This is a genomic window from Fodinicola feengrottensis (assembly GCF_039530045.1).
Lineage (GTDB): Bacteria > Actinomycetota > Actinomycetes > Mycobacteriales > HKI-0501 > Fodinicola > Fodinicola feengrottensis.
In genome coordinates this window covers 238,355-260,186 of record NZ_BAAANY010000005.1, presented here as the reverse complement: position 1 = coordinate 260,186, position 21,832 = coordinate 238,355, and the positions used below count along the sequence as shown (strand labels likewise).

The window sequence follows — 21,832 nt, the reverse complement described above, 5'->3', positions numbered from 1 at the left end:
CAAAGTGGGGCAAAACATGTCAGAACGTCGAGCATTGCTGGTTGGCACTCTGCCCGGCGGCACCGCCGATGAAGCCATGAGGTCCGCTGTTGAGCGGCTCGGACCACACCTCAGCCAGCTGCCGGACGGCGAGACCGGGGACCGGCGGATCTGGGTGGTCGGCCTGATCATGGCCTTCGAAGGGCACCCCGACCTGGAGATCGCCCACGAAGGCGACTGGTCGGACTACAAGCACCAGCGGAATTTCCGCGTACGCAAAGGACACCAGCTGCGTGGCGACAAGCTCGACCTGGAATATCTGAAGTGGTACGAGCTCAACCGGCCGGTCTTCGACAAGGTCAAGGACGACGCGAAGTTGTCCGATCTTTCCTTCCAGGTGGGCATTCCCGGCGACCTGGACATGACGATGTTCACCATGGGCCCGACCCGGATGCTGGGCAAGCGCGAGCCGTTCAGCGAGGCGACCGTACGTGACATCACCCAGATCCACGCCGCCGCTGGCGGGGATGTGGTCTTCCAGCTCGAACTGCCGGCCGAGACGGTGTTCGTGGCCAAAGCCGGACCGCTCGGCGGCGTCGTCGCCGGCAAGCTCGCCGCCGGCATCAACCGCCTGGTCAAGGCTTCGCCGGCGGGCGCCCGCTTCGGCATTCACCTCTGCCTCGGCGACCTCGGCCACAAGGCGCTCAGCGGGCTCAGTTCGGCCCGCCCGCTGGTCCGGTTCGCGAACGCCATCGCCGACGGCTGGCCCGCCGGCCGTACGCTCGAATACGTGCACGCCCCGCTGGCCGCCGGCGACGAACCGCCCAGCGTCGATCCCGCTTTCTACGCTCCGCTCACCGGCCTTGAGCTGCCCGCCGGAACCCGGTTCGTGGCTGGCTTTTTGCACGAGGAAAGGACAATCCAGGAGCAGCGCAAGCTTCTGGACGTCATCGAGGCGGCCGTCGGGCACGAGGTCGACGTAGCAGCCTCCTGCGGCCTCGGCCGCCGAACCCCGGAAGCCGGCTTCGCCACCATGGACCAAGCCCGCGCCCTCTGCGAAACCGCCTGATTCGACCCTGGCCACGCTTGGGTGATCCCCGGTAGTTGGCCGCCGCAGCGAGGGGTGAGTTTTCGCCGAGTGCGGGATTTTGTCCCGATCTCGGCGTTGAGTGCGGGACATTGTTCAGCGCTCGACGACCCGGGTTAGGCGGTGAGGGAGGTGCGGGCTGGCGGGACGATCGCCACTGGGCCGAGTTTTCGCAGGCCGACCCAGTCCTGGTGGAAGGTGCTGCCGGGGGCGACCTGGTCGCGGGTTTGCGGATCTCGCGGGTCGACGGGGCACATCAGGCCTCGGCGTGCGGCGTTGGCCAGCCGTGTCGGGCGGTTCGCGGAGCCTGCGCAGACCGAGGCGAGGACGTCGGCGACCGGTTTGCGGCGGTGGTCGACGGTGAACAGACCCAAGTCGTACTCGCGGTGCGGGAAGTCCAGAAGTGCCGGGTCGATGTCGTGCGAGCACCACCAGGTGATGCCGCAGAGAGCCGGATTGTCGACGACGGCGTCCACGGTGGCCTGCGCGAAGGCGGCGGCGGAGGCGGCTGGGATGTCGGGTTCGGCGGCGCCGACTTCCTGGAGCCAGACCCGGCGGTCCGCGGTGGTCGCCGCCGCCGCGGCGAGCTCGACGAGGTAGTCGGCGTGGGTGGTGGTGGCGGGTCCCAGCGGGGCGTCTATTCCGGCGACGCCGTTGAAAGTCCACGAGTGGACGGTCGTGATGTCGCCGAGGTCGACGGCCGCGGCCGGGCTGAACGGGTGCGTGGGCGAATACCAGATGTCGTCGTAGAACGAGGTCAGACAGGTGAGCCGCGGTGCGACGGCGCGTACGCCCGCGACCAGGTCGGCGGTGAAGCCGAAAGTCGCGTCCAGGGTGGTCGGATTGGCCGGCCAGAGGTTGTTCACCTCATTACCCAGGGTGACCGCGAAGACGTTCGGGCGAGTGCTGACCGCTGCCGCCACCGTCCGGGTGTAGTCGGCGAGGCCGGCGCGCACGGTGGGGTCGGTGAAGACGCTGGCCTGATGCCACGTCAGCACCCACGACGGCAGGAAGTCGAAGCTCGACAAGTGCCCTTGCAGCAGGTCGACGGCCACCCGAAGGTCGAACTCGGCGGCACAGTCGATCACCGTCAACAGGTCATCGATCGCACGTTGCCGAATCAGCCCGCGATTGGGCTGAATCCACGGCCAGATGGGAAAAACCCGGACGTGGTCGAGACCGATCGAGGCGAGGTCGGCGAAGTCGCGGCGGGCCGCGTCCGGGTCGAAGTCCAGCCAGCTGTAGAACCACCCGGACGACGGTACGTAGTTGGCGCCCATCCAGAGCGAACGACCGGCTGTACCGCCGCCTGACAGACCATCGGACGGCACGTGGTGACACCCTTCTGCCTTCCGGCCGGCACCGTGCGCGGCCGCCGGTAGACTAAAGCGATTTAGTGACGCCGGCAAGAGCCGGCCGGGTTAAACGGCGGGAGCGGCCGTGCTTTCGCGAGCGACCAGGTTCGGCGTGGGCAGCTTCAGGCCGGTCGTCGAGGCGCCGTCGATGACGTCCAGGAGCGTACGGGCGAGCAGCTCACCCAGCGCGAAAGTGTCGCGTGAGAGGGCGGTCAGCGCCGGATGCATGAGCCGGGCCAGCAACGAGTCGTCGAAGGAGACGATGGACAGGTCTTCCGGGATCCGCAGGCCCATCTCCAGCGCGACGCCGAGGCCGGCGACGGCCATGATGTCGCTGTCGTAGACGATCGCGCTCGGCCGTGGCCGGTTCGACAGCAGTCGGCGGGTGGCAGCGGCTCCTTCGGCATCGCTGAAATCCGTCGGCCAGGACCGCGCGCCTTCCAGATCCAGCCGCGCAGCGGCGTCCCGCAACGCGCGGATTCGGCGCTGGGTATGCCAAAGTTCGGGCAGGCCCGCGACGTGCGCGATCCGCCGGTGGCCGAGCGCGGCGAGGTAGTCGACGATGTGCAGCATCGCTTCCCGGTCGTCGGTCCAGACACTCGGTAGGTTGCCGTGCTTGCCCGGTCCGCCGAGCACCACCACCGGCAGCCGCGAACGTTCGAGCTCTTCGACCCGCGGATCCTGTGAGCGCAGGTCGAACAAAACCACTCCGTCGACGCGGTTTTCGGACTGCCAGCGCCGATAAATGGCCGCCTCGGCGGCGATGTCCTCGACCACCAGCAGTTGCAGTCCGGTGCCGCGCACCGAAAGTCCGGCCTGCAGGCCGGAAACGATCTGCGCGAAGAACGGCTCGACGCCCAGCGTTCGGGCCGGTCGCGCGGAAACCAGCCCGACCATGCCGGCCCGGGCACCGCGCAACGCGCGGGCGGCGCTGTGCGGCCGCCAGCCCATCTCCTCGGCGATCGCGAGGATGCGCTGCCGGGTCGCGTCGCTGACGCCGGGGCGGCCGTTGAGCGCGAACGAAACCGCGCCCTTGGAGACGCCGGACTGCCGGGCGATGTCGCCGATGGTCGGCCGGGTCATGGCCACCTCCCTTCGCGCGCTTCGGGTCGTACGGGTGCGCGTACGCGCCGGGTCATCCTACGAGGCGTAGGCCTTCTCCGGCGGGTCGACGGGCCCGCGAGGCCTGGCCGGATCTTTCCCCGAGGTGCTTGACAGCCCGACGTGACCCGGCGCATAGTTCCGCAACTAGATCAGTTTAGTAACCGTCCGTGGGCGGGGCTGCCGGTCAGAGGAGACAGGGTCGATGCGCAGCAGGAACAGGTGGGTCTCGGTGGTGGCCGCCACGGCGGCCGCGGTGCTGGCGCTGTCGGCCTGCGGGCTTGGTGGCAACAGCGGTGGTGGCGGCGCCAACCAGGTGGTGCCCAGTGGGGGTCCGCTCAAGGGCGAGATCACCTATCAGACGTGGTCTCTTAAAAACGACAAGTTCACCCCCTATTTCACCGCCCTGATCAAGGCTTTCCAGGCGCAGCACCCGGGTACGAAGATTAACTGGATCGACCAGCCAGGCGACGGCTACGAGGCCAAGGTGTCCAGCCAGGTCAGCAGCGGCAGCCTGCCGGACGTGGTCAACCTGCCGCCGGAATTCGCTTACCAGGTCGTCCAGGCCGGGGGTCTTTTGGACCTTTCGAAGAACATCCCGACGCTGACCCAGGACTACGTCAAAAGTGGCCTGAACGCGTACACGTATCCGGGTGTTTCCGGCACGTACGGCCTGCCCTGGTATCTCGGCACCGACGTGAACTTCTGGAACACGGCCCTGTTGCAGAAGGACGGCCTGAATCCGGCCAACCTGCCCAAAACCTTCGACGAGTTGGTCGCGCAAGCCAAGATCATGCACGACAAGTCCGGCGGCAGGGACTACTTGATGAGCCGGCCGCCCGGCATCCTGGACATCTACAACTCCGGTACGGCGATGATGTCCGCGGACGGCAAGAAGTTCGTCTTCAACACGCCCGCCGCCGAGGCCATCGTCGACAAATACACGGCCGCTTTCAAGGCCGGCTACCTGCCGGCGGACGTGCTCACCAAGTCATACGAGGGAAACTCGGCGCTGTTCGTCAAGCAGGTGGTCGGCTGGACGACCGGCACCGGAAACTACATTCAGGGCACCGCGCAGACGAACCCGACGCTGGCCAAGCAGATCATCCCGTCGCCGGCGATCGGCACCCCGCCGCTGTACGTGCAGGGAATTTCGGTTTCGGCGAAAAGCAAGAACCTGCCGCTGGCGCTGGCTTTCGCCCAGTTCTCCACCAACAACGACAACCAGGTCAACTTCATCAAGCTGGCGCAGGGATTTCTGCCCGGCACCACGGCGGCGGGATCCAGCCCGGTGTACAGCAAGAGCGACGGCACCCCGCAAGGTGACGCGGCGGTGATCGCGTACGCGTCGCTGAAAACCGCGGTGAATGTCAAGCCGGCGGCGTGGACCGACGCGATGGACACCTACCTCGCGCAGCAGATCGCGCTCGCGATGACCGGCAAGCAGACCTCCAAGCAGGCATTGGACAACGCGGTCGCGAAGAGCAACCAGCTGCTCGGGCCCTGAGCGTTGAGCACGCTCCGGCAGGACCGGCCGGCGACCGCGCGTCGCCGGCCTTCGCCGAGTGTGCCGGCGCGCCGGCGGATCCGGTTCCAGCGCTGGTTCAGCCCGTGGCTGTTGGTGGTGCCCGCATTGCTCTGGCTGGCTGTTTTCAGTCTGTGGCCAGCGATCAACACCGGTGTGCTGTCGTTCACCAACGTTCGTACGCTCACTGGCGGCGAGTTCGTCGGGTTGACCAACTACGCCCAGATGTTCCAGGATCCGCAGCTGCGGGACGCGATCGTCAACACCGTCCTCTACATGCTCGTTTGCCTGCCGTTGCTGGTGTTCCTGCCGTTGTTGCTGGCCTTGCTGGTGGAGCGGCAGCTGCCTTTCATCACGTTTTTCCGTACGGTGCTGTATTTTCCGGTGATCGCGTCCGCGGTCGTGGTCGCGTTGATCTGGCAGTGGCTGCTGGACGAACGAGGGGTGGTCAACGGACTGGCGCAGCAGCTCAACCTCACGCATGCGGCTGTTCCCTTCCTGACCGACCGCTGGCTGCTGCTGTTCAGCGCCATTGGCCTCACGGTGTGGAAGGGCGTCGGCTACTACATGATTATTTACCTGTCGGCGCTGGGAAATGTCCGCCAGGAACTGCATGAGGCGGCCGCGGTGGACGGCGCCGGCCTGATCCGTCGGTTCTGGACCGTCACCGTTCCGGGCGTACGCGGCACGATGGTGCTGGTCGCGGTGCTGATCTCGGTGAACGCGATGCGTATCTTCACCGAGCTCTACATCCTGGGTGGCTCCACCGGTGGGGTCGGCGGCCAGGACGTTTCGGTGGTGATGCTGATCCAGGGCGCCGGGTCCGGTGCCAACGGCCAACTCGGGTACGCGTCCGCCCTGAGTGTGCTGCTTTTCGTCATCACCGTGGGCCCGATGATCGCGCTGGCTCGGCTCAACAGGTCGGCCGACCAGTGAGCGCCCGCAGGTCTTTTGGATCGCTGACACCGCTCGGTCTGGTGGCGCGGTATGTCACGTTGCTCGGCGTGCTGGCCATCACGATCGGCCCGCTGCTATGGGAATTGGCCACCTCACTGAAAAGCAAGGCCGAGGACGTGTACGCGGCGACGCCTTCGTTTGTGCCGCAGCACCCGACTTTCGCGAACTATGCCGAGGTTGCCCGGACGATCCCGGTCTGGCAGTTCGCCACCAACTCGCTGATCGTCGCCGCGCTGTGCGTGGTTGGCAACCTGATCGGCGCGACCATCGCCGGCTTCGCGTTGGCTCGGCTCAAATTCCGCGGCCGGCGGCTGGTTTTCGGACTGTTCCTGTCGACTTTGGTGCTGCCCGGCGAAGTGACGATCATTTCGCAGTTCCAAACGGTGGTGAACCTCGGTGTTGGCAACACCTTGCTGGGGGTCGCGTTGCCGTCGATGATCGGCGCCTTGAACGTTTTGTTGATGCGCAACGCCTTTATGGCCATCCCGCTGGAGATCGACGAAGCGGCGTTGCTGGACGGGGCGAATGTCTGGCAGCGGCTGCTCTATATCGGCCTGCCGAGCGTACGCGGAATCATGAGTGTGGTCGCGATTCTTTCGTTCATCGGCGCCTGGGACGACTTTCTCTGGCCGCTGTTGGTGTTGCAGAGCCCGGACAAGTTGACACTGACGGTCGGGCTGGCGTACCTGCACAGCACCTTCTCGGCCGATCCCCGGACCATCGCCGCCGGCGCGATGATCGCCTTGCTGCCGATTGTGGTGTTGTTCGTCTCGTTGCAGCGATTCTTCTTCCGAGGCGTCGGCGAAGGAGCCGTCAAAGGCTGACCGCGCTCTCCACTCCACCGACTGGGCGCTGACAGCCACTATCGGGACGCTGGCGCTGTGACGAGGCACACCAGCATCTGTGGCCCCAGAAACCCGAGGAATCTGTGGAACCCGGTAAGGCGCATGCATCAGCGATGGCTGGTAACGATTGGACCTTTTTGTTCCAGCACTTACACGGAATGCAATCAAACGATTACACAGAATAGTCATGACCCTGCCCTTCAGGGCGGTCAAGGGGCGCTGAAAGTACCGCTGGGCGGGCCTTTTCGGGTCAGCGGGGCCGTCTCTCAGTCATTCTGAAAGCAAATCCGGGCCGCGATGTATCAGGCCATCCGGTCGGGCCGTCCTCATAGGAGAGCGCTGGAGGGGATGGAGATGGCTGACGCGGTGGGGTGGGTCGACGCGGTCGTGGTCGGCTCCGGGTTCGGCGGTGCGGCGGCGGCCTGCCGGCTGGCCGAGGCCGGCCGGTCGGTGTGTGTGCTGGAACGCGGCAAGACGTATCCGCCCGGCTCGTTCCCGCGTCGGCCGGACCAGATGGCCGCCAACTTCTGGGATCCCAGCGAGGGATTGCAGGGCATCTTCGACATCTGGTCCTTCCGGCACCTGGAGTCCGTGGTGGCCAGCGGGGTCGGCGGCGGCTCGCTGATCTACGCGAACGTCATGTTGCGCAAGGACGAGCACTGGTTCGTACGCGATCAGGGCCCGGCTGGCGGGTACGAGTCGTGGCCGGTCACCCGCGAGGACCTGGAGCCCTGGTACGACCGGGCCGAGAAAATGATGGGCGCGACCGGAAATCCGTATCCGTACACCGACCGGACGGCGAAGACGCAGGCGATGCGGCGGGCCGCGAGTCGGCTGGGAATGGACTGGTTTCGGCCGCCGCTCGCGATCGCTTTCGCCGGCGACGGCAAGCGGCCCGGCGAGCCGATCCCGGACTCCGCCGACAACATTCACGGCGTGGCGCGGCTTTCCTGCCGGTTGTGCGGCGAATGTGACATCGGCTGCAACGACGGCGCCAAGAACAGTCTCGACTTCACCTACCTCACCGCTGCCGTACGAGCCGGCGCACAGTTGCAGGATCGCAGCGAGGTCAAGGAAATCCTGCCGATTGACGGTGGCTACGAGGTGCGGTACGTCCGGCACCACGCGGACAACGAAGGTATTCGGCGGGGCACCGGGGTGCCACCGAAAACCGTGCTGCGCTGCCGGACCCTGGTACTGGGCGCCGGCACCTTCGGATCGACTTTCCTGTTGCTCCGCAACCGGAAAGCTTTCCCGGGCCTCAGCCCGGCGCTGGGCACCCGGTTCTGTGGCAATGGTGACCTGCTTGGATTTGTTTTGGACAGCCCGGACAAACTGAACGCCTCGTACGGGCCGGTGATCACCAGCACCATGCGGGTGCCGGACGAGCTGGACGGTGGCACCGGCCGCGGCTATTACATCCAGGACGGCGGTTATCCGGGTTTTGTTGACTGGCTGGTGGAAGCGGCGACGCTGACCGGTCCGGCGAAGCGAGCCGCCCGGTTCGCCGTCGGCGCACTGATGCGCAAGTTCGCCGGCGGACCGCCGGCCAGCGAGATCGGCAACCAGCTGGCCGCACTGGTCGGACAGGGCAAGTCGTCTTCCGGCGCGTTGCCGCTGCTGGGCATGGGCCGCGATGTCCCGGATGGCCGATTGCGGCTGGAGAACGGATATCTGGAGCTGGACTGGTGTGACGAGAGCTCCCGGGAGTATTTCGCGACCGTGCAGGCGTCGATGACGGCGATCGCGCAGGAGCTTGGCGGCCGGTTCATGATCAACCCTTCCCGGCACCTGCACCGCATTATTTCCCCGCATCCGCTCGGCGGGGTGCCGATGGGCAGTAATCCGGACCAGGGTGTGGTGGACGCGCACGGCGAGGCGTACGGGCATCCCGGCCTTTTCGTGGTGGATGGCTCGGTGATGCCGGGCCCGGTCGGTGCGAACCCGTCGCTGACGATCGCGGCGCTGGCCGAGCGGTTCACCGAACGCATTCTGGAGCGGCTCGACCAGCGGCTGGCGGTGGCCCGGTGACCGCGCCACCGTCGCCGCGGCGAGCACTGATTATGGCTGGCGGCGGCCTGAAAGTGGCTTACCAGGCCGGAGTTTTACAGGTCTGGCTGGATGAAGCAGAGCTGGATTTCGATCTGGCCGACGGCGCCAGCGGTGGTGTCCTCAACCTGGCAATGTGGTGCCAGGGCATGACCGGCACCCAGATCGCCGACAACTGGCGGGCATATCACCCTCTGCGGGCCGGCACGCCGAACGTGCGTGGGTGGCTGCGCGGACCGTACGCGCCCTCGCTTTTGACCCTCTCGGGAATGAAAAACCGGGTCCTGCCGGGGTTTGGGTTGGACTGGCACGCGATCCGGTCCACCAGACGAGAGGCGACTTTCAATCTTTTCAACGTCAGCCGGCAGGAACACCAGGTGCTGCCGGCCGCGCGAATGACCGATGATTTGCTGCTTTCCGGGATCGCACTGCCGATGTGGTTCCCGCCGGTACGGGTCGACGGCGACACGTACATAGACTCGGTTTTCGCCACCGACGCGAACCTGGAGGAAACCGTCCGCCGCGGGGCCACCGAGTTGTGGGTGATCTGGACGGTGAGTACGCGCGGGCAGTGGCGTCCCGGTTTCGTGTCGGAATACTTCACCATGATCGAGGCGGCGGCGAACAGCCGGCTGCGCGCCTCGCTGGACCGGATCGAGCGCAGCAATGCGGCGCTGACTGCTGGGAAACCGTCCGAGTTCGGCCATAAAGTCACCGTGCACCTGTTGGCCGCTGAGGTGCCGCTGCACTATTTGTTGAATTTCCGCAAGGCGAGTTTCGCCGAGGCGGTCGATCTGGGGGTACGGGATGCCCGCGCTTGGTGCGCCAAGCGCGGGATTCCGGTCCGTACGAAGGAGTTCCTGCCGCAACCGGCAGCGGTCGACTCGGTCAGCTTCCATGAGGTGATGACCGGCACGATCAGCCGCAACCGGGCGCCGGCCGGGCAATCCGCCAAGATGACGCTGGAATTGGACGTGGTGGTCAAGGACACCGCCCGTTTCGTGGCTGATTCAGCGCACGTCGCGGCCGTTTTCGGGGTCGTACGCTGTGCTGCTCTTGGTGGGGAACTGCCTATTCGGCAAGGAAGTTTCAACATCCTGGTGGACGCCGGGTCGACCGCGCCGCAGCCGACCAAACTGATGGTCTACGACCTGGAAGTGACCGACGCGAAAGGCCGCGCTTTGGCCATTCACGGGGTGAAAACCGTCCGCCACGATGCCACTCTGGACCTTTGGCCGGACACCACCACGTTGGCCACCGAGGTCCGGCACGACCATCGGCTGATCGCCGCTGGCACGTTGCGGATCAGCGTCCCCGGGCTGCTCCGCCAGCTTGCCTCTTTCCGGGCCACCGCGTCCACACCCACCGAGCAAGCCGAGGCGCTGGGCCGGTTCGGCACGTTCTTTTTAGGCCATTTATGGGAAGTCTACCGGCGGCGAGCCGCCGCGCCGATCCCGTTGCCGCGCTGGCTGCGCAAGACGGCGGCCAGGTGACCGGCAGATGGACCGTGCTGGCCCGCCGGCACGGGGTCTCGCTGCGGGTGTGCGGGCAGGGCCCGCCGGTGGTGGTGATCCCGGGCATGGAAGGCAGCGGGGAAAGCTGCCTTGATGTGGTACTTCCGGTCGTACGGACCGGAATCAGAGTCCCTGTGGAGGCGCCGGGTGGGCTCGGGGGCGCCTTCGCAGGGACGCCTGGACGGTCTCCGGACGCCGAGACGGGGGCGTCCGGAGGCCGCGTTATCCTGGTCGACTATTCGGCTGAGCGGCACCGGTTGTTGGGGCAGTTGGTCGGTACGATCGCGGGCCTCCTTCGGCAGGTGTTGCCTCCCGATGAGCCGGTGGTGTGGTGGGGTCAGTCATTCGGCAATCTGCTGATCGCGCTGGTGCGGCAGCGGCTCGACCTGGCACCGGGGCGGGCGGTGCTGGTGAGCCCTTTTACCGGTCTTCCGGCCGTACGCGTACGCATCGGTCATGTTGCGATGGCGCTCACTCCGTCGAGCGTTTACGCGAGTACGGCTCGACCCACCGGGCGGTTGCTTTTCGGTCCGGATCCCGACGATGCCGGCGGGCCTTTTTTCGGTGCGCTAGCGGCGATGCATCCGCTCACAGTGCGGCGGCGAATGGGCTGGTTGGCCGGTCAGGATTTCGCGAGTGCTTTTCTGGCTCTCCGCGATCCACTCGGGGTCTGGCTGGGCGATCGGGACCGGTTGGTCGATTTACCGCGACAGCTGGCATTCTTTTCCGCGCTGGCGCGCCGGCCGGGTGACCGGTTGACCGTGGTCGGCGGTTGCGGTCACGTCGTACTTCCGTTGCAGGCTATGGAAAGCGTACGCACCGGCGTGCGGGACTGGTTGAACCTCAACCCGCCGTCGGACGCCCGTCAGCAATAGCGCGGGCCAACTGGCCACGAGAGCGCAGTCCGAGTTTGCGATAGGTGTTCGACAGGTGATATTCGATGGTTTTGGGCGAGAGAAACAATTGTGCGGCCGCCTCGGCGTTGCTCGCGCCATCGGCGACCACCATCGCGACCTGCAGCTCCTGAGGGGTGAGTTGCCCGGAAGGCGACTCCCGGCGCGGGCGGGCGGTCGCGCCGCTGGCCCGGAGTTCGCCGTGCGCGCGATCGCTCCACGGCTTGGCGCCCAGGCGGTCGAACTGCTCGGCGGCGGTTTCCAGCGCTTCCCGGGCGGCCGCCCGGCGGCGCTGGCGGCGCAGCATTTCCCCGTAACAGAGCCAAGTCCGGGCCGCATCGAAGGGCTGCGCGGCGCGGCCGTGCCATTCGAGTGCTTCGGCGAAGGCCTTGTCGGCGTCGTCCGGCGAGGCGGCGAGCAGGCCGCGGCAGCGGGCCGCGATGGCCACTTCGGTCGGGCGGGCGGTGCTGGCGGCCTCGGCGGCGAGGATCTGGTACGGCGCGTCGGCGCGGTCCGGCTGGCCGGCTCGTACCAACGCCTCCACCAGATCGCCGGCCCAGTTGAGCAGCACCGGGTCGCCGAGCTCGTGTTCGGCGCAGAACCGGCCGACCTCGGCGAAGTGTGCGGTCGCCTCGACGGCGCGGCCTTCGGCCAGCTCCAGCAGCCCCAGCGCGCTCGCGACGCGTGCGTTGATGACAGTCGCGCCCGCGGTGGACTGGATCGCCCGCTCGGCGTGCTGCCGGCACTCCTGCCCGCGGCCCATCCCAGCCTCGATGGTGGCGAGCGTGACCAGGCTGTTGGGCACCTCGGTCTGCCAGCCGCTCTGCTCCGACAGCACCAGGGCATCGTGCGCGTACGAATAGGCGGCCGCCCAGTCGCCGGCCCGGAACTCCAACACCGCGAGCCGGGACAGCTGGAAGGGCAGCAGTCCGGCGGCGCTGGCCTGGCGGGCCGATCGTACGGCGTATTCCAGCAGCCGGCGGGCGTGCGCGGGCTCCTCCAGCGACTCCCAGCCCTGCGCGGCGACCAGCAGCAAGTGCTCGCTGCTGAGCGGATCCCAGTCCATAAGGCCGGGCTCGCAGCGGATCAACAGCTCCCTGGCCTCGTCGCCGTGCCCACTGATCGCGCGGGTCAGGGCGTAGACGAGCAGGACCGGGACAGCGACCAGATCGGGCTGGTCGGTGACCTGTTCGGCGGCCCAGCCGGCCACCTCGGACGCCATTCGTTGCTCGCCCATCATCGCTGTCACCAGCGCAACGTGAGCGCTCATAAGGGCCGCCCAGATGGGTTCTTGCGGAGCGATCCGGCGAGCCTCGGCGAGGGTCAGGTCGCGGGCCAGCGCGGGCTGGCCGCCCCACATGCCGATCCGGCCCCAGAGCGCCCGTGCCTCGGTCTGCAGGTGCGGGTCGTCGGTCTCCTCCTGGGCGCTGCTGATCAGCGCTTGACCGAGGTCGATCTGGCCGGACGGCAGGCTCTGGTACGCGGCTTGGATGAGCCGCCGGGCCCGAGTCAGTCCGGGCGGGGTGAGCCGGGCAGCCCGCCGGTAGAGGTCCATCGCGGTGGCGTAGCTGCGTCGCTCGACGGCGCCGGCCGCGGCCGCGTCCAGGTCCGCGGCGGTCTGCTCGTCCGGGCCGATGGACGCGGCTGCGAGATGCCACCCACGACGTTCGGCCGCGCGCGTACCACCCAGGTGCCGGAAAGCCTCGGCGAGCGCGCGATGGGCGGCCCGCCGGTCGGCCGGCGACGCCGACTGGTAGAGCGCCGAGCGAACCAGTGGATGCCGGAAGCTGATGCCCCGCTCGTCGATCAGCACCAGCCCGCTGGTCTCGGCCGGCTCGAGGTCGGTCGCGGACAGTCCTTCCAGGTCCAGCGCGGGCAACAGCACGTCCTCGGCGACCGAGGGCTGCGAGCCGACCGCGGCCAGCACGAGCAGGGCGCGCTGGGTGGACTGCGGTTGGGCGGTGATCTGGCTGCCGTACGCGAGCTCGAGTCGGCGGCTGATCGGCAGCGGTTGTACGGGCGAGACTTCCGGGCCGATCTTGGGAAACTCCAGCAGCGCGAGCGGATTGCCGGCGGATTCCTGGATTCGCTGGGCGAGCAGCGTACGGCTCCAGCCGGTGCTGTGGGCGTCCACCAGCTCCCAGGCGGCCGGCTCCGGCAGCGGTGGCAGCACCAGCTCCGGGATGGTGCCAAGCCAGCGCCGCAGCGGGGAGGCAGCGTCCTCAGGGGAGCGCGCGGCGAGGATGACGGCGATCCGCTCGGCCTTCAACCGGCGGGCCGCGAAGATGATCGCCTCCATCGACGGCAGGTCCAGCCAGTGCACGTCGTCCACCACCACCAACACCGGCCGCTCGTCGGCCGCGGCAGCCAGCAGGGTGAGGGTGGCCGCCGCGACGGTCAACCGGTCACCGCCGGCCGCCACCGGACCCCAGTTCAGCGCGCCCGCGAGGGCGTTCGACTGCGACTCCGGCAGCTGCGGCAGCAACTCGGTCAGCGGATCGAGCAGCCACGACAGGGCCGCGAAGGACAGCTCGGTCTCGGCCTCGTGGCCGGCCACTCGCAGTATCGAGAAGTCGGTCGCCGCCTCGACCGCGAAATCCACCATCCGGGTCTTGCCGATGCCGATTTCGCCGCGTATCAACAGCACGCCGGCCTGCCCCTGGACAGCGGCATCCAGCAGCGTACGGATGTCCGAACACTGCGTCGCGCGCCCCACCAACACACGAGAAGCGTAGAGGGGTCAGGCATCGAGCAGTAGTGACTGTCCGGACATTGGCTGCCCGTACGGGCAGATCTCGGTGAAAGCCCTGGACAGGCCGTCTGTCCGAGCCGGCCGATGGCCACAATTCGGGGCACACGAACGCATTTGGCTGCCCCGGGTGTTGCGGCCCAGGGGCACCCTGGGGTTTTCCCGGATCCACCGGCATCGGGGCGCTGGCAGGGTCTGCGGTGACACCGGCCGCGAGAGGTGACAAGCGATGCGTCCCGCCACTAAGAACCTGACCAGACACGCCAGAAGTGACGGCCAACTGGTGTCCGAGGCCGTCGCCGGAGACACCGTGAGCTGGGAAGAGCTGGTCCGCCGGTTCAGCGTCCGGCTGCACCGGATCGCCGGCACGTACGGCCTGGACAACGCGAGCGCCGCCGATGTGGTCCAGACGACCTGGCTGCGTGCTTTCGAGCGGCTGCACATGCTTCGTGACCCGGCCGCGGTCGGCGGCTGGCTCGTCACCATCACGCGGCGGGAGAGCGTGAGCGTGGTCCGTGGCCGCAGCCGGGAACGGCTGGTCGACACGTACGACAGCATCGACGCGCCGGACGACGGTCGTACGCCCGAAGACGAGATCGCCGCACTCGACCAGAACGCGCAGGTCAGGGCCGCGTTGCAGCGGTTGCCGCAGCGGGACCGCAAGCTGCTCACGATGCTGATGGCCTCTCGTACGCCCAGCTACACGGCCGCTTCGGCGGCGCTGAACATGCCGGTCGGCAGCATCGGGCCGACCCGGGCCCGCTCGCTCGCCGCGCTGCGCCGCGAGCTGGTGCACTCATGACCGACCAATCATCGAAACTTCGGGGAGAGACGATGACGACTTTCGCGGCCGCGGCCGAGCTGTTTTCGCCAGTATCGCTGGCATCTTCGCCGGCCCGGGTGTGCACCGCGGCCCGCTCCCGACCGGCCGGGAGGGCGCAGCTGTGGTGGCTGGGGGAGTCCATCGCCGGCCGCGGTACCGCGAACGCGCCGCTCAGCGCGATCCCGACACCCCATGGTCAGCTGCCCGCCGTACAAACCCTCGGCCGGTTTCGGGTGCTGCCCAGCGGGCAGGCCACACCAGCCGTGGAGTGGCAGTCGAAAAAGGCCCGTGACCTGCTGAAACTGCTGATCGCGCGGCGCGGCCGGGCGATCCCGCGGGAGGCCCTGATCGACGCGCTGTGGCCCGGCGACGACCTGGGCCGATGCGCCAACCGGCTGTCCGTCGCGCTGTCCACCATCCGCGCGGTGCTGGATCCGGACCATCGGCACCCGGCGAACCACTTCGTCAGCACCGGCAAGCACAGCGTCGCGGTCGCGAACATTCGGGTGGACGTCGAGGAATTCCTGGCCGCCGCCCGGCACGCGCTGAACGTCGACCACCCCACCGAACTCGTCCGTACCCGGATGTTCCGCCGCGCCGCCGCGCTCTACACCGGCGAGTTTCTGGAGCAGGACCAGCACTGCGACTGGGCCGTTGGCCTGCGCGAGGAAGCCAAGACGACTTATGTCGAACTTTTGCGTACCCTCGCCGAAACCGCGACAGTGTCCCGCTCGTACGACAACGCCATCCACTATCACCTGCGGATTTTGGAGCGGGACCAGTACGACGAGCAGGCGCATCTGGGATTGGTCGGAGTGCTCAAGATTTCCGGCCGGCACGGCGAAGCCCGCCGCCGGTATCGGTTCTATCTCGATCGCATGGACGAAATCGCCATCCCGCCCATGCCTTTCCCGGCCGGGGCACTGGGGCATTAGGTCCTGGTACCTGTTAGGGGCCATTGCGGCGAAAGGCTCGCCGCGCGAGCACGATCAGTGGCAGCGCGACAATCGCGGCAAGACACCAGACCGCGCCGACGACAAACCACACCCCAGCATCTGTCGGACCGCCGTCTCCGCTGGCCACCCCGAGGGTCGACAAACCGCCCGCACAGACCAAAACAGCGGTCACCACGGCCAGGATGACGAGCGTTATCTTCTCCAGCACACTGGTTTTCTCCGGCGGGCGGGCCGGGCTTGCCGGTCCAGTGGGATAGGCCGTCGGCGAAGTCACCCCGGGGACCGGGGTGCCCTGCGGCTCGGGCCGCGGAACGTCTTGGGCCGCCCGGGCCGGCAGCGGCACGACCACCTGCGGCGGCACCCGTGAATCGAGATAGGCCCATGCCCGTACGTCCGGATAGAAAAGTGTCGGCTCCAGATTAACTGACATGCCGTCCAGACCAACCAACCGGCGACCGCCGTCCGGCCGGCTCAGCATCGCCGCGCATTCGTTGTAGAGCACGGTAACCGTGCCATTCGGTGTGTCCAGGCTGACGCCCTGGTCGCCAATGATCAAGGCCGTCTGGGAGTCCTCCCAGGACGGCAGCCGTTGACCGGTCACCGTGCCGCCTGACCACATCGGAGCCGGCGCGAAGCCGGCCCAGTCAGCGCTCCTGCGCGCCGGCACCTGCAGCAGTGCCGCGCTGGCGGCCTCCACCGCGACCTCATGGACATCTTGCGTGGTCACCGCGTGTATTTCCGACGCAGTGCCGTTCGGCTGCCCGGTCAGCAAATTCGCGGCGTAACTGGGCAGGGCATGCGCATCGGCGTCCGGGTGGTTGAACGTCTCCAGTCGCTTTCCGCGCACTGCCTCGACATCGGCCGGATCGATGACACCGAGCCGAAGTTTGGCGAGAACGTCGAGGAAACCGCCGAGCACCGCATCCTGCTTGTCGGGTAGGGCGTCGGCGAGCGCGGTGATCGTCGCGTACCCGTCACCGCGTCGGCTGTAGGAGCCTGTAGTGGTGTACGAGAAGCCACCTTCCTGGCGAAGGCTACGAAAAAGCTCGCGTTCCAGCACACCGGAATAAATGGTGGCAGCGCCTCGGTGTCGGACCGTCGCCTCCATGACGACCGCCTTTGAGCCCTCCGCGTAAAAAGCCGGAGTGGCCGGCAGGGCTGAAGTCGCCGCGGGCACCGGCATCCGGCGCCCCTCGGGCAATGTCAGCCGCAGTCCCGCCGGCACGTGGTCACTCGTCATCCACAGCACCGCGTTCTCGCGGGTGAACCACGTACGAGTCCAGTCGAGAACGTCTTGCGGGCCGATCCGGTGCAGGCCCCATTCCGGGTAGCTGAGCAGTCCGTGTCCGGCCGCGCCATATCGCCACACCGGCATCGACTCATTGACCGAACGAGACGCGCTGCTTTCTTCGGTGCGAAGAATCGCCTTTTCGGTTTCCAGTCGACTCATGGGCAGGTCCGCGAGCGCGGCGCACACCGCATGGAGAAAGCCGACCACCTCCGATTCGCTGCCCTGAATCAGAAAATGCGTGTTCACCGCGCCGGTGGTGCCGTTGAAGTGATAGTCCGTCGGCGCGTGACCATGCAAGGCCAGGTGCTCGATCAGGTGGGTGATTCCGGTACGGGCCAACGTCTCGTCGGCCCGCCCCACCCGGAAGATCAGTCCCGCCGCCATCGGTCCTGGCATCGGCGACAGGAGCGTGGGCACACCGTCGACCTCGGTCTGTCGGTACATGTGTCTCAGGCTCCCGTCGCGGCGGCACGAGCGCGTGCGAACGCGGCCGCTTCGTCGGCGTAGTTGCTCCATGGATAACTCGCCAGATTGCCGATCGCGTGAAAATGCCGTGCCGCGCGTTGATAATCCGCCACTTCAGTGAAGTAAAAGGCAAAAAGGTTGTGTGCGGCCACCCACCCGTACTGCGGCCGATAAGCGGGGTGGTCGACGGAGCGATCGGCGGCGGCGCAGACCTCGCCATATGCCTCCCGCAAGTAACGTTCGCTCTCGGCGTCGCCGTCAATCTTGAACCAGCGTTCGATGTGCGCCTCGACAATCACCGCCGGGGTGAGATCGCCCAACGGGGCACTCGACACGCATTCCCTGGCGAACGCGAACATCGCTTCCCAAGTGCCGCTCCACTTCGTACACAGCAACTGCACCATCCGGCGCTGTGCGAGGAAGTTGTGCGGATCATGCTTGGCGAGCTGAGCGTACCGGCGAAGCGATTCACTCTTGCCGAGTTCAAGTCCCATCGACGTGGTCAGCCGGGCCTGCCAGGCGGCCACGTTGTCCGGCCGGGCCGCGGTGGCGTCGATCAGCAACTGTTCTGCCTTGCAGAGGTAGTCGCGCAGCGCGGCGAACTGCTCTCGACTGACCTTCTTGGCGCTTAGGGACGTACGAACGTCCCATCCCATGGTGATATATCGAATTCCCAGGAGGGTGTGGGCAAGTCCAGGTGTTCGCTCCTGTGGAACCTGTTCGGCCAGGAAATCCTCGGAGCCCTCGACCGCGTCAACGTTCGCGGCGAGAAAGCTGCGCGAACGGTGGTCCGGAAGGCTCGCGAAAAACGCCAAAACGCCCGGCCAGTCAGCCGCTTGGACAATCGACCGCAAATGGCCCACCGCGGGATACGCCGCCGCCGCGTCGAAATCAGGTTCCCCGTGTCTACTCACGGCCGGGAAGTTTAGCCCGACCGCCTTGCCGCCATCTGCGCCCAGACCACCGTCCGAGTGCTGTTGTTGACCTTGGCCAGTTAGCCCACCGGATGGGGCATTTGCCCGCTCTGGGAGGGCAAACTGGCCAAGATCAACAAAAGGTAGCGATACAACGACACCTCAGCTGGCCCTCTTGTCCGCGTCCAGAACCTCTCGCGTTACCGCCAGTATTGCCGGTGGAGAGCAGTTCTTGCGCTCGTGTTTAGTTACCCGCTGGCGAGGCTAACCGCGCTCAGCTGTCAAAGGAGGGCGGGGCGGCGCCGCGTCCGAAGCCCCAGGTCGACTGTCCGAGCCGGGGTTTTGGCGGCGTCGCCGGGCGTCGACGGAAGCTGGCCAGAGCTGGCGTGGGGTCTACGCAGGCGGTGATGGCAAGACAAGGCGTGGCGAAGGCGCAGTCCCGGCAGTGTGGGCCGGGGGTGGGGTAAGCGGCGAGGTCGGCGGCGGACATGGCCAGGGCCTCTTCGCCGATGAGGCGGCCGGCGGCGGCGATTTCGGGGCGGGTACGGCGAATCAGGGTGCGGCGGAGCGGGCCGGCGGTGCGTTGATCCACCCGGCTGGCACCGGAGGTGGGCAGTCCGCGGGCGTAGAGCCGGCGGTGCTGCGGGATCGATCGACCCCCGCCGCTGGGTTCGTGCTGGGCGACTCGCGGTGGCTCCAGCGCATCGATTTCCGGACTTTCCCGCTGCTGCTCGGAAACCGCCGTTCGGATTTCGTTGTGAATGGTGCCGGCGATCTCCATGCCGAGGTACGCCTGCTCCCACGCCCAGCAGCCGGCCACCGCCTCCTCGTCCAACACCAGCGCCTCCAGGTCCTGCCAGTCCGGCACGACCTGATGGCGTACGACCCAATAAATGTCGGTGGCGTCGACGGCGAGCAGATCGACCCGACCGGCGTAGCTGACTCGCCGGCCGTCCGCGGTCAGCAGGCCGCGGTTGGGCACCGACGGATCGGCGACCATGCCGTCCACGTCGTGGTCGATCTTGATCGGCGCGAAGTCGTCGAGCGTTGGCGCCCATTTGATGTACTGCCGAAGAATGTCCGTGCCAGTGGCGGACCCTGGCGCCTCGCCCATGGAGCGCTCGAATCCCTTGTACACCAACGGAAGGACGATCTGGCGCGGCCAGTCCCAGGTGCCCGGATAGTAGTAGACGGCCAACGCGTCCTTGATCGCGTTTTGCAGGCTGACCTGCGCCGGGTCCGCCGGTTCCAGGTCGCGGCGGTGCGCCGAGCCGAAGTCCCACTGTCGCCGGCAGCGTTTGAAGGCCGCTCGGTCGGTGGCGGTGACCACGAAATCCATCGGCCACCCACCGATCAGCGCCGCTGGTGGCGTTCGGCGGAGACGGTGTCGCCCGGGGTTGTGAACTCGTCGCGATCCATGGCATTTCCTCGCCGAACAATCTACTCCCGGCTCGGCCGCCTGTCGACGAGAACGGTCCGGTGGCTGACGGTCGGGTCGATTTCCAGCAGCATCGCCTGTGCCTCCGGCTCGACCACGGCGACGGTGAAGGTCTCGCCGGCGAAGGAGGTGATCGCGTCGAAGGAATCCCAGAATGTGTGCACGGTCAGTTCGACGATGTCGTCGTGGTCCCTGGACAGCAGGTACGCGCCGCCGAAGCCGGCCAGCTTGCGCAGCTCCGGCAACAGAGTCTGGTCGAAATAGGTGTGGTAGTCGCGGGCGCCGGCTTCGGTGGCGCGCGCTGACCAGGTCCTGGTGATCATTCCTGCAGTCTCGTCCCGCTCACCCGGCGAAGTAAAGGTATTCGGTGCGGTACTGTCCTGGTTTTGCTGGAATGACAGGAGGAGCGCGTGATCGCGGGTGTGGAGCACGAGGTGGTCGCGCGGGTTCGCGCGGTGATCGCCCGGATCCCGGCCGGACGGGTGGCCACGTACGGCGATGTCGCCACTTTGGCGCAGGCGCCGACGGCCCAGGTGGTCGGCCAGGTGTTGTCGTTGGAGGGCGCCGAACTGCCGTGGCAGCGGGTGCTGCACGCTAGTGGGACCTGCTCGCCGCACCTGCGTGACGACCAGTTGGCGAGGCTGCGGGCCGAAGGCGTGCCGTCGGTGGACGGCAAGGTCGACCTGCGGCGGTATCGCTGGGAAGCAGCCGTGCCGGCGCCGGTGGACGAGTCGCAACTGGGTCTGTTCGAGGTCTGACACGTGGAAAACGACGCGGATGGCGTCTTGTTGGACCTCGGCGACGGTACGACGGTGAGGTGCTCACGGTTGCCCGACCGGCTCGGTCGCGGGGCTGTCAGTGCGGAACTATTGCGCCACAACAAGGGAAATGCCGCGACCTTGGGCATCTGGCGGGTGCGCGGACCGCTCGGCTCCGCGGTGCTGAAGATCTCCAGTCCACCGGTTGACGGGCATGTCGGATTTTGGCCCACGAGCGACGATCCGTCGCACTGGAACTACTGGCGGCGGGAGGCTTTGGCCTACACCAGCGGGTTGACGGCCACCGCGTACGCCGGCACCGGCATCACCACCGCGGACCTGCTGGAGTCGACCGTACGTCCGGACGGCCTGGTGGAGTTCTGGCTGGCCGATGTCAGCGGCACCGACGGCTTTTCGTGGTCGGTCCCACGGATCGCGCGGTTCGCGTACGAGCTGGGGACCGGTCAGGCGCGCTGGGTTGGCCGAGTGCCGGGCACTGACTGGTTGTCGCGGCAATGGCTGGCCCAGTATTTGGTAGAGGGGCCGAGTCTTTCGGTGCGGATCCAGGACAACTTTTGGGACCACCCCAGGGTCACCGGATGGCGAGCGTCGGTACGGGAGCGGCTGGGCTGGCTGTGGCCCAACCGGGAACGGATTCTCGCCGTCGCGCGGGCCGCTCCGCGTACGCTCTGCCATCTCGATGTCTGGCCAGCGAATCTTCTGGACAGTGAAGGAAAATCCGTCCTGCTGGACTGGTCTTTCGTCGGCGAGGGAGCGGTCGGCGAGGACGTGTCCAACCTGATCGTGGACAGTTTCGCCGATGGGTTGATGGACCCGAGGCTGGTCGCGGAGGTCGCCGAGACGGCTGTCGACGGCTATCTCATCGGCCTGCGGGACGGTGGCTGGTCTGGCTCGCCGGATCAAGTGCGCACTACCATCGCGGCCTGTGGCGCGGCGAAATACAGCTGGCTGCCGCCGGCCATCCTCGGCCGGGTGGTCTCCGACGATCTCGGCACGTCCTCGTATAACCGGGACACGTCGATAGACGAGGTGGTCCAGCGGGTCGCAGGCCTGTTCGAACTGCTCGCCGAGTGGACCACGGTGGCGGACGCCGCCGGGTAGGCCCGAACGGT

Annotated in this window: 18 protein-coding genes; 11 read left to right on the top strand and 7 right to left on the bottom strand. The window is 67.3% G+C overall.

Going from position 1 to position 21,832, the window contains the following annotated elements; translation table 11 throughout:
* Positions 1-16: 16 nt before the first annotated feature.
* Positions 17-1,048, top strand: coding sequence for a hypothetical protein (locus tag ABD301_RS07395; protein ID WP_344308360.1), 1,032 nt, complete (start codon positions 17-19; stop codon positions 1,046-1,048).
* A gap of 134 nt (positions 1,049-1,182) precedes the next feature.
* On the opposite strand, the gene ABD301_RS07390 is transcribed toward ABD301_RS07395, so the two are convergent.
* Both ABD301_RS07390 and ABD301_RS07385 read right to left on the bottom strand, forming a co-directional pair.
* A complete protein-coding gene (locus ABD301_RS07390) occupies positions 1,183-2,397 on the bottom strand; it encodes a glycoside hydrolase 5 family protein (RefSeq protein ID WP_344308358.1) in 1,215 nt (404 codons plus the stop codon).
* A gap of 90 nt (positions 2,398-2,487) precedes the next feature.
* A complete protein-coding gene (locus ABD301_RS07385) occupies positions 2,488-3,504 on the bottom strand; it encodes a LacI family DNA-binding transcriptional regulator (RefSeq protein ID WP_344308356.1) in 1,017 nt (338 codons plus the stop codon).
* Positions 3,505-3,727: 223 nt separating this feature from the next.
* Here ABD301_RS07385 and ABD301_RS07380 point away from each other — a divergent pair, with 223 nt between their 5' ends.
* The 6 genes from ABD301_RS07380 to ABD301_RS07355 all read left to right on the top strand — a co-directional run bounded on the left by ABD301_RS07380 (position 3,728) and on the right by ABD301_RS07355 (position 11,287).
* Positions 3,728-5,029 (top strand): extracellular solute-binding protein, encoded by a 1,302-nt coding sequence (locus ABD301_RS07380; RefSeq protein WP_344308354.1) that lies wholly within the window; start codon positions 3,728-3,730, stop codon positions 5,027-5,029.
* A gap of 3 nt (positions 5,030-5,032) precedes the next feature.
* Positions 5,033-5,983 (top strand): carbohydrate ABC transporter permease, encoded by a 951-nt coding sequence (locus ABD301_RS07375; protein WP_279578974.1) that lies wholly within the window; start codon positions 5,033-5,035, stop codon positions 5,981-5,983.
* Positions 5,980-6,828 (top strand): carbohydrate ABC transporter permease, encoded by an 849-nt coding sequence (locus ABD301_RS07370; protein WP_344308350.1) that lies wholly within the window; start codon positions 5,980-5,982, stop codon positions 6,826-6,828. Before ABD301_RS07375 ends, ABD301_RS07370 begins: the two co-directional genes overlap by 4 nt.
* Before the next feature lie 375 nt (positions 6,829-7,203).
* On the top strand, positions 7,204-8,880 hold the full coding sequence (locus tag ABD301_RS07365) for an FAD-dependent oxidoreductase (protein WP_344308348.1): 1,677 nt from the start codon (positions 7,204-7,206) through the stop codon (positions 8,878-8,880).
* Positions 8,877-10,391, top strand: coding sequence for a patatin-like phospholipase family protein (locus tag ABD301_RS07360; protein WP_344308346.1), 1,515 nt, complete (start codon positions 8,877-8,879; stop codon positions 10,389-10,391). Before ABD301_RS07365 ends, ABD301_RS07360 begins: the two co-directional genes overlap by 4 nt.
* Positions 10,388-11,287, top strand: a complete 900-nt coding sequence (locus ABD301_RS07355; protein WP_344308344.1) for an alpha/beta fold hydrolase — start codon at positions 10,388-10,390, stop codon at positions 11,285-11,287. Before ABD301_RS07360 ends, ABD301_RS07355 begins: the two co-directional genes overlap by 4 nt.
* On the opposite strand, the gene ABD301_RS07350 is transcribed toward ABD301_RS07355, so the two are convergent.
* Positions 11,256-14,027 carry an AAA family ATPase gene (locus ABD301_RS07350; RefSeq protein WP_344308342.1) on the bottom strand — a complete coding sequence of 924 codons (2,772 nt, stop codon included), beginning with the start codon at positions 14,025-14,027 and terminating at the stop codon, positions 11,256-11,258. The genes ABD301_RS07355 and ABD301_RS07350 overlap by 32 nt on opposite strands.
* Positions 14,028-14,283: 256 nt before the next feature.
* On the opposite strand from ABD301_RS07350, the gene ABD301_RS07345 reads away from it, so the two are divergent.
* Positions 14,284-14,856, top strand: a complete 573-nt coding sequence (locus tag ABD301_RS07345) for an RNA polymerase sigma factor (protein ID WP_163566659.1) — start codon at positions 14,284-14,286, stop codon at positions 14,854-14,856.
* 32 nt (positions 14,857-14,888) lie between these two features.
* Positions 14,889-15,812, top strand: a complete 924-nt coding sequence (locus tag ABD301_RS07340; RefSeq protein WP_344308339.1) for an AfsR/SARP family transcriptional regulator — start codon at positions 14,889-14,891, stop codon at positions 15,810-15,812.
* A gap of 13 nt (positions 15,813-15,825) precedes the next feature.
* Here ABD301_RS07340 and ABD301_RS07335 read toward each other — a convergent pair whose 3' ends face one another.
* The 4 genes from ABD301_RS07335 to ABD301_RS07320 all read right to left on the bottom strand — a co-directional run bounded on the left by ABD301_RS07335 (position 15,826) and on the right by ABD301_RS07320 (position 20,264).
* Positions 15,826-17,568: a peptidase M16 family protein gene (locus tag ABD301_RS07335; protein WP_344308335.1), complete on the bottom strand. Its 1,743-nt coding sequence runs from the start codon at positions 17,566-17,568 to the stop codon at positions 15,826-15,828.
* A gap of 5 nt (positions 17,569-17,573) precedes the next feature.
* Positions 17,574-18,503 carry a hypothetical protein gene (locus tag ABD301_RS07330; protein WP_163566662.1) on the bottom strand — a complete coding sequence of 310 codons (930 nt, stop codon included), beginning with the start codon at positions 18,501-18,503 and terminating at the stop codon, positions 17,574-17,576.
* Positions 18,504-18,777: 274 nt separating this feature from the next.
* Entirely contained in the window at positions 18,778-19,842 is a 1,065-nt protein-coding gene (locus tag ABD301_RS07325) for a hypothetical protein (protein ID WP_344308333.1), read from the bottom strand.
* A 101-nt stretch (positions 19,843-19,943) separates the two neighbouring features.
* Entirely contained in the window at positions 19,944-20,264 is a 321-nt protein-coding gene (locus ABD301_RS07320) for a hypothetical protein (protein WP_163566664.1), read from the bottom strand.
* A gap of 87 nt (positions 20,265-20,351) precedes the next feature.
* On the opposite strand from ABD301_RS07320, the gene ABD301_RS07315 reads away from it, so the two are divergent.
* Both ABD301_RS07315 and ABD301_RS07310 read left to right on the top strand, forming a co-directional pair.
* Entirely contained in the window at positions 20,352-20,699 is a 348-nt protein-coding gene (locus tag ABD301_RS07315; protein ID WP_344308331.1) for an MGMT family protein, read from the top strand.
* Between the two features lie 3 nt (positions 20,700-20,702).
* A complete protein-coding gene (locus ABD301_RS07310; RefSeq protein WP_344308329.1) occupies positions 20,703-21,821 on the top strand; it encodes a phosphotransferase in 1,119 nt (372 codons plus the stop codon).
* Positions 21,822-21,832: the final 11 nt, after the last annotated feature.

What these genes read in the sequence shown, in the direction of transcription:
- ABD301_RS07395 (WP_344308360.1), top strand. Translation starts at nt 17, where the DNA reads ATGTCAGAACGTCGAGCATTGCTGGTTGGCACTCTGCCCGGCGGCACC.
- ABD301_RS07385 (WP_344308356.1), bottom strand. Translation starts at nt 3,504, where the DNA reads ATGACCCGGCCGACCATCGGCGACATCGCCCGGCAGTCCGGCGTCTCC.
- ABD301_RS07380 (WP_344308354.1), top strand. Translation starts at nt 3,728, where the DNA reads ATGCGCAGCAGGAACAGGTGGGTCTCGGTGGTGGCCGCCACGGCGGCC.
- ABD301_RS07365 (WP_344308348.1), top strand. Translation starts at nt 7,204, where the DNA reads ATGGCTGACGCGGTGGGGTGGGTCGACGCGGTCGTGGTCGGCTCCGGG.
- ABD301_RS07345 (WP_163566659.1), top strand. Translation starts at nt 14,284, where the DNA reads ATGCGTCCCGCCACTAAGAACCTGACCAGACACGCCAGAAGTGACGGC.
- ABD301_RS07340 (WP_344308339.1), top strand. Translation starts at nt 14,889, where the DNA reads ATGACGACTTTCGCGGCCGCGGCCGAGCTGTTTTCGCCAGTATCGCTG.
- ABD301_RS07335 (WP_344308335.1), bottom strand. Translation starts at nt 17,568, where the DNA reads ATGTACCGACAGACCGAGGTCGACGGTGTGCCCACGCTCCTGTCGCCG.
- ABD301_RS07325 (WP_344308333.1), bottom strand. Translation starts at nt 19,842, where the DNA reads ATGGATTTCGTGGTCACCGCCACCGACCGAGCGGCCTTCAAACGCTGC.
- ABD301_RS07320 (WP_163566664.1), bottom strand. Translation starts at nt 20,264, where the DNA reads ATGATCACCAGGACCTGGTCAGCGCGCGCCACCGAAGCCGGCGCCCGC.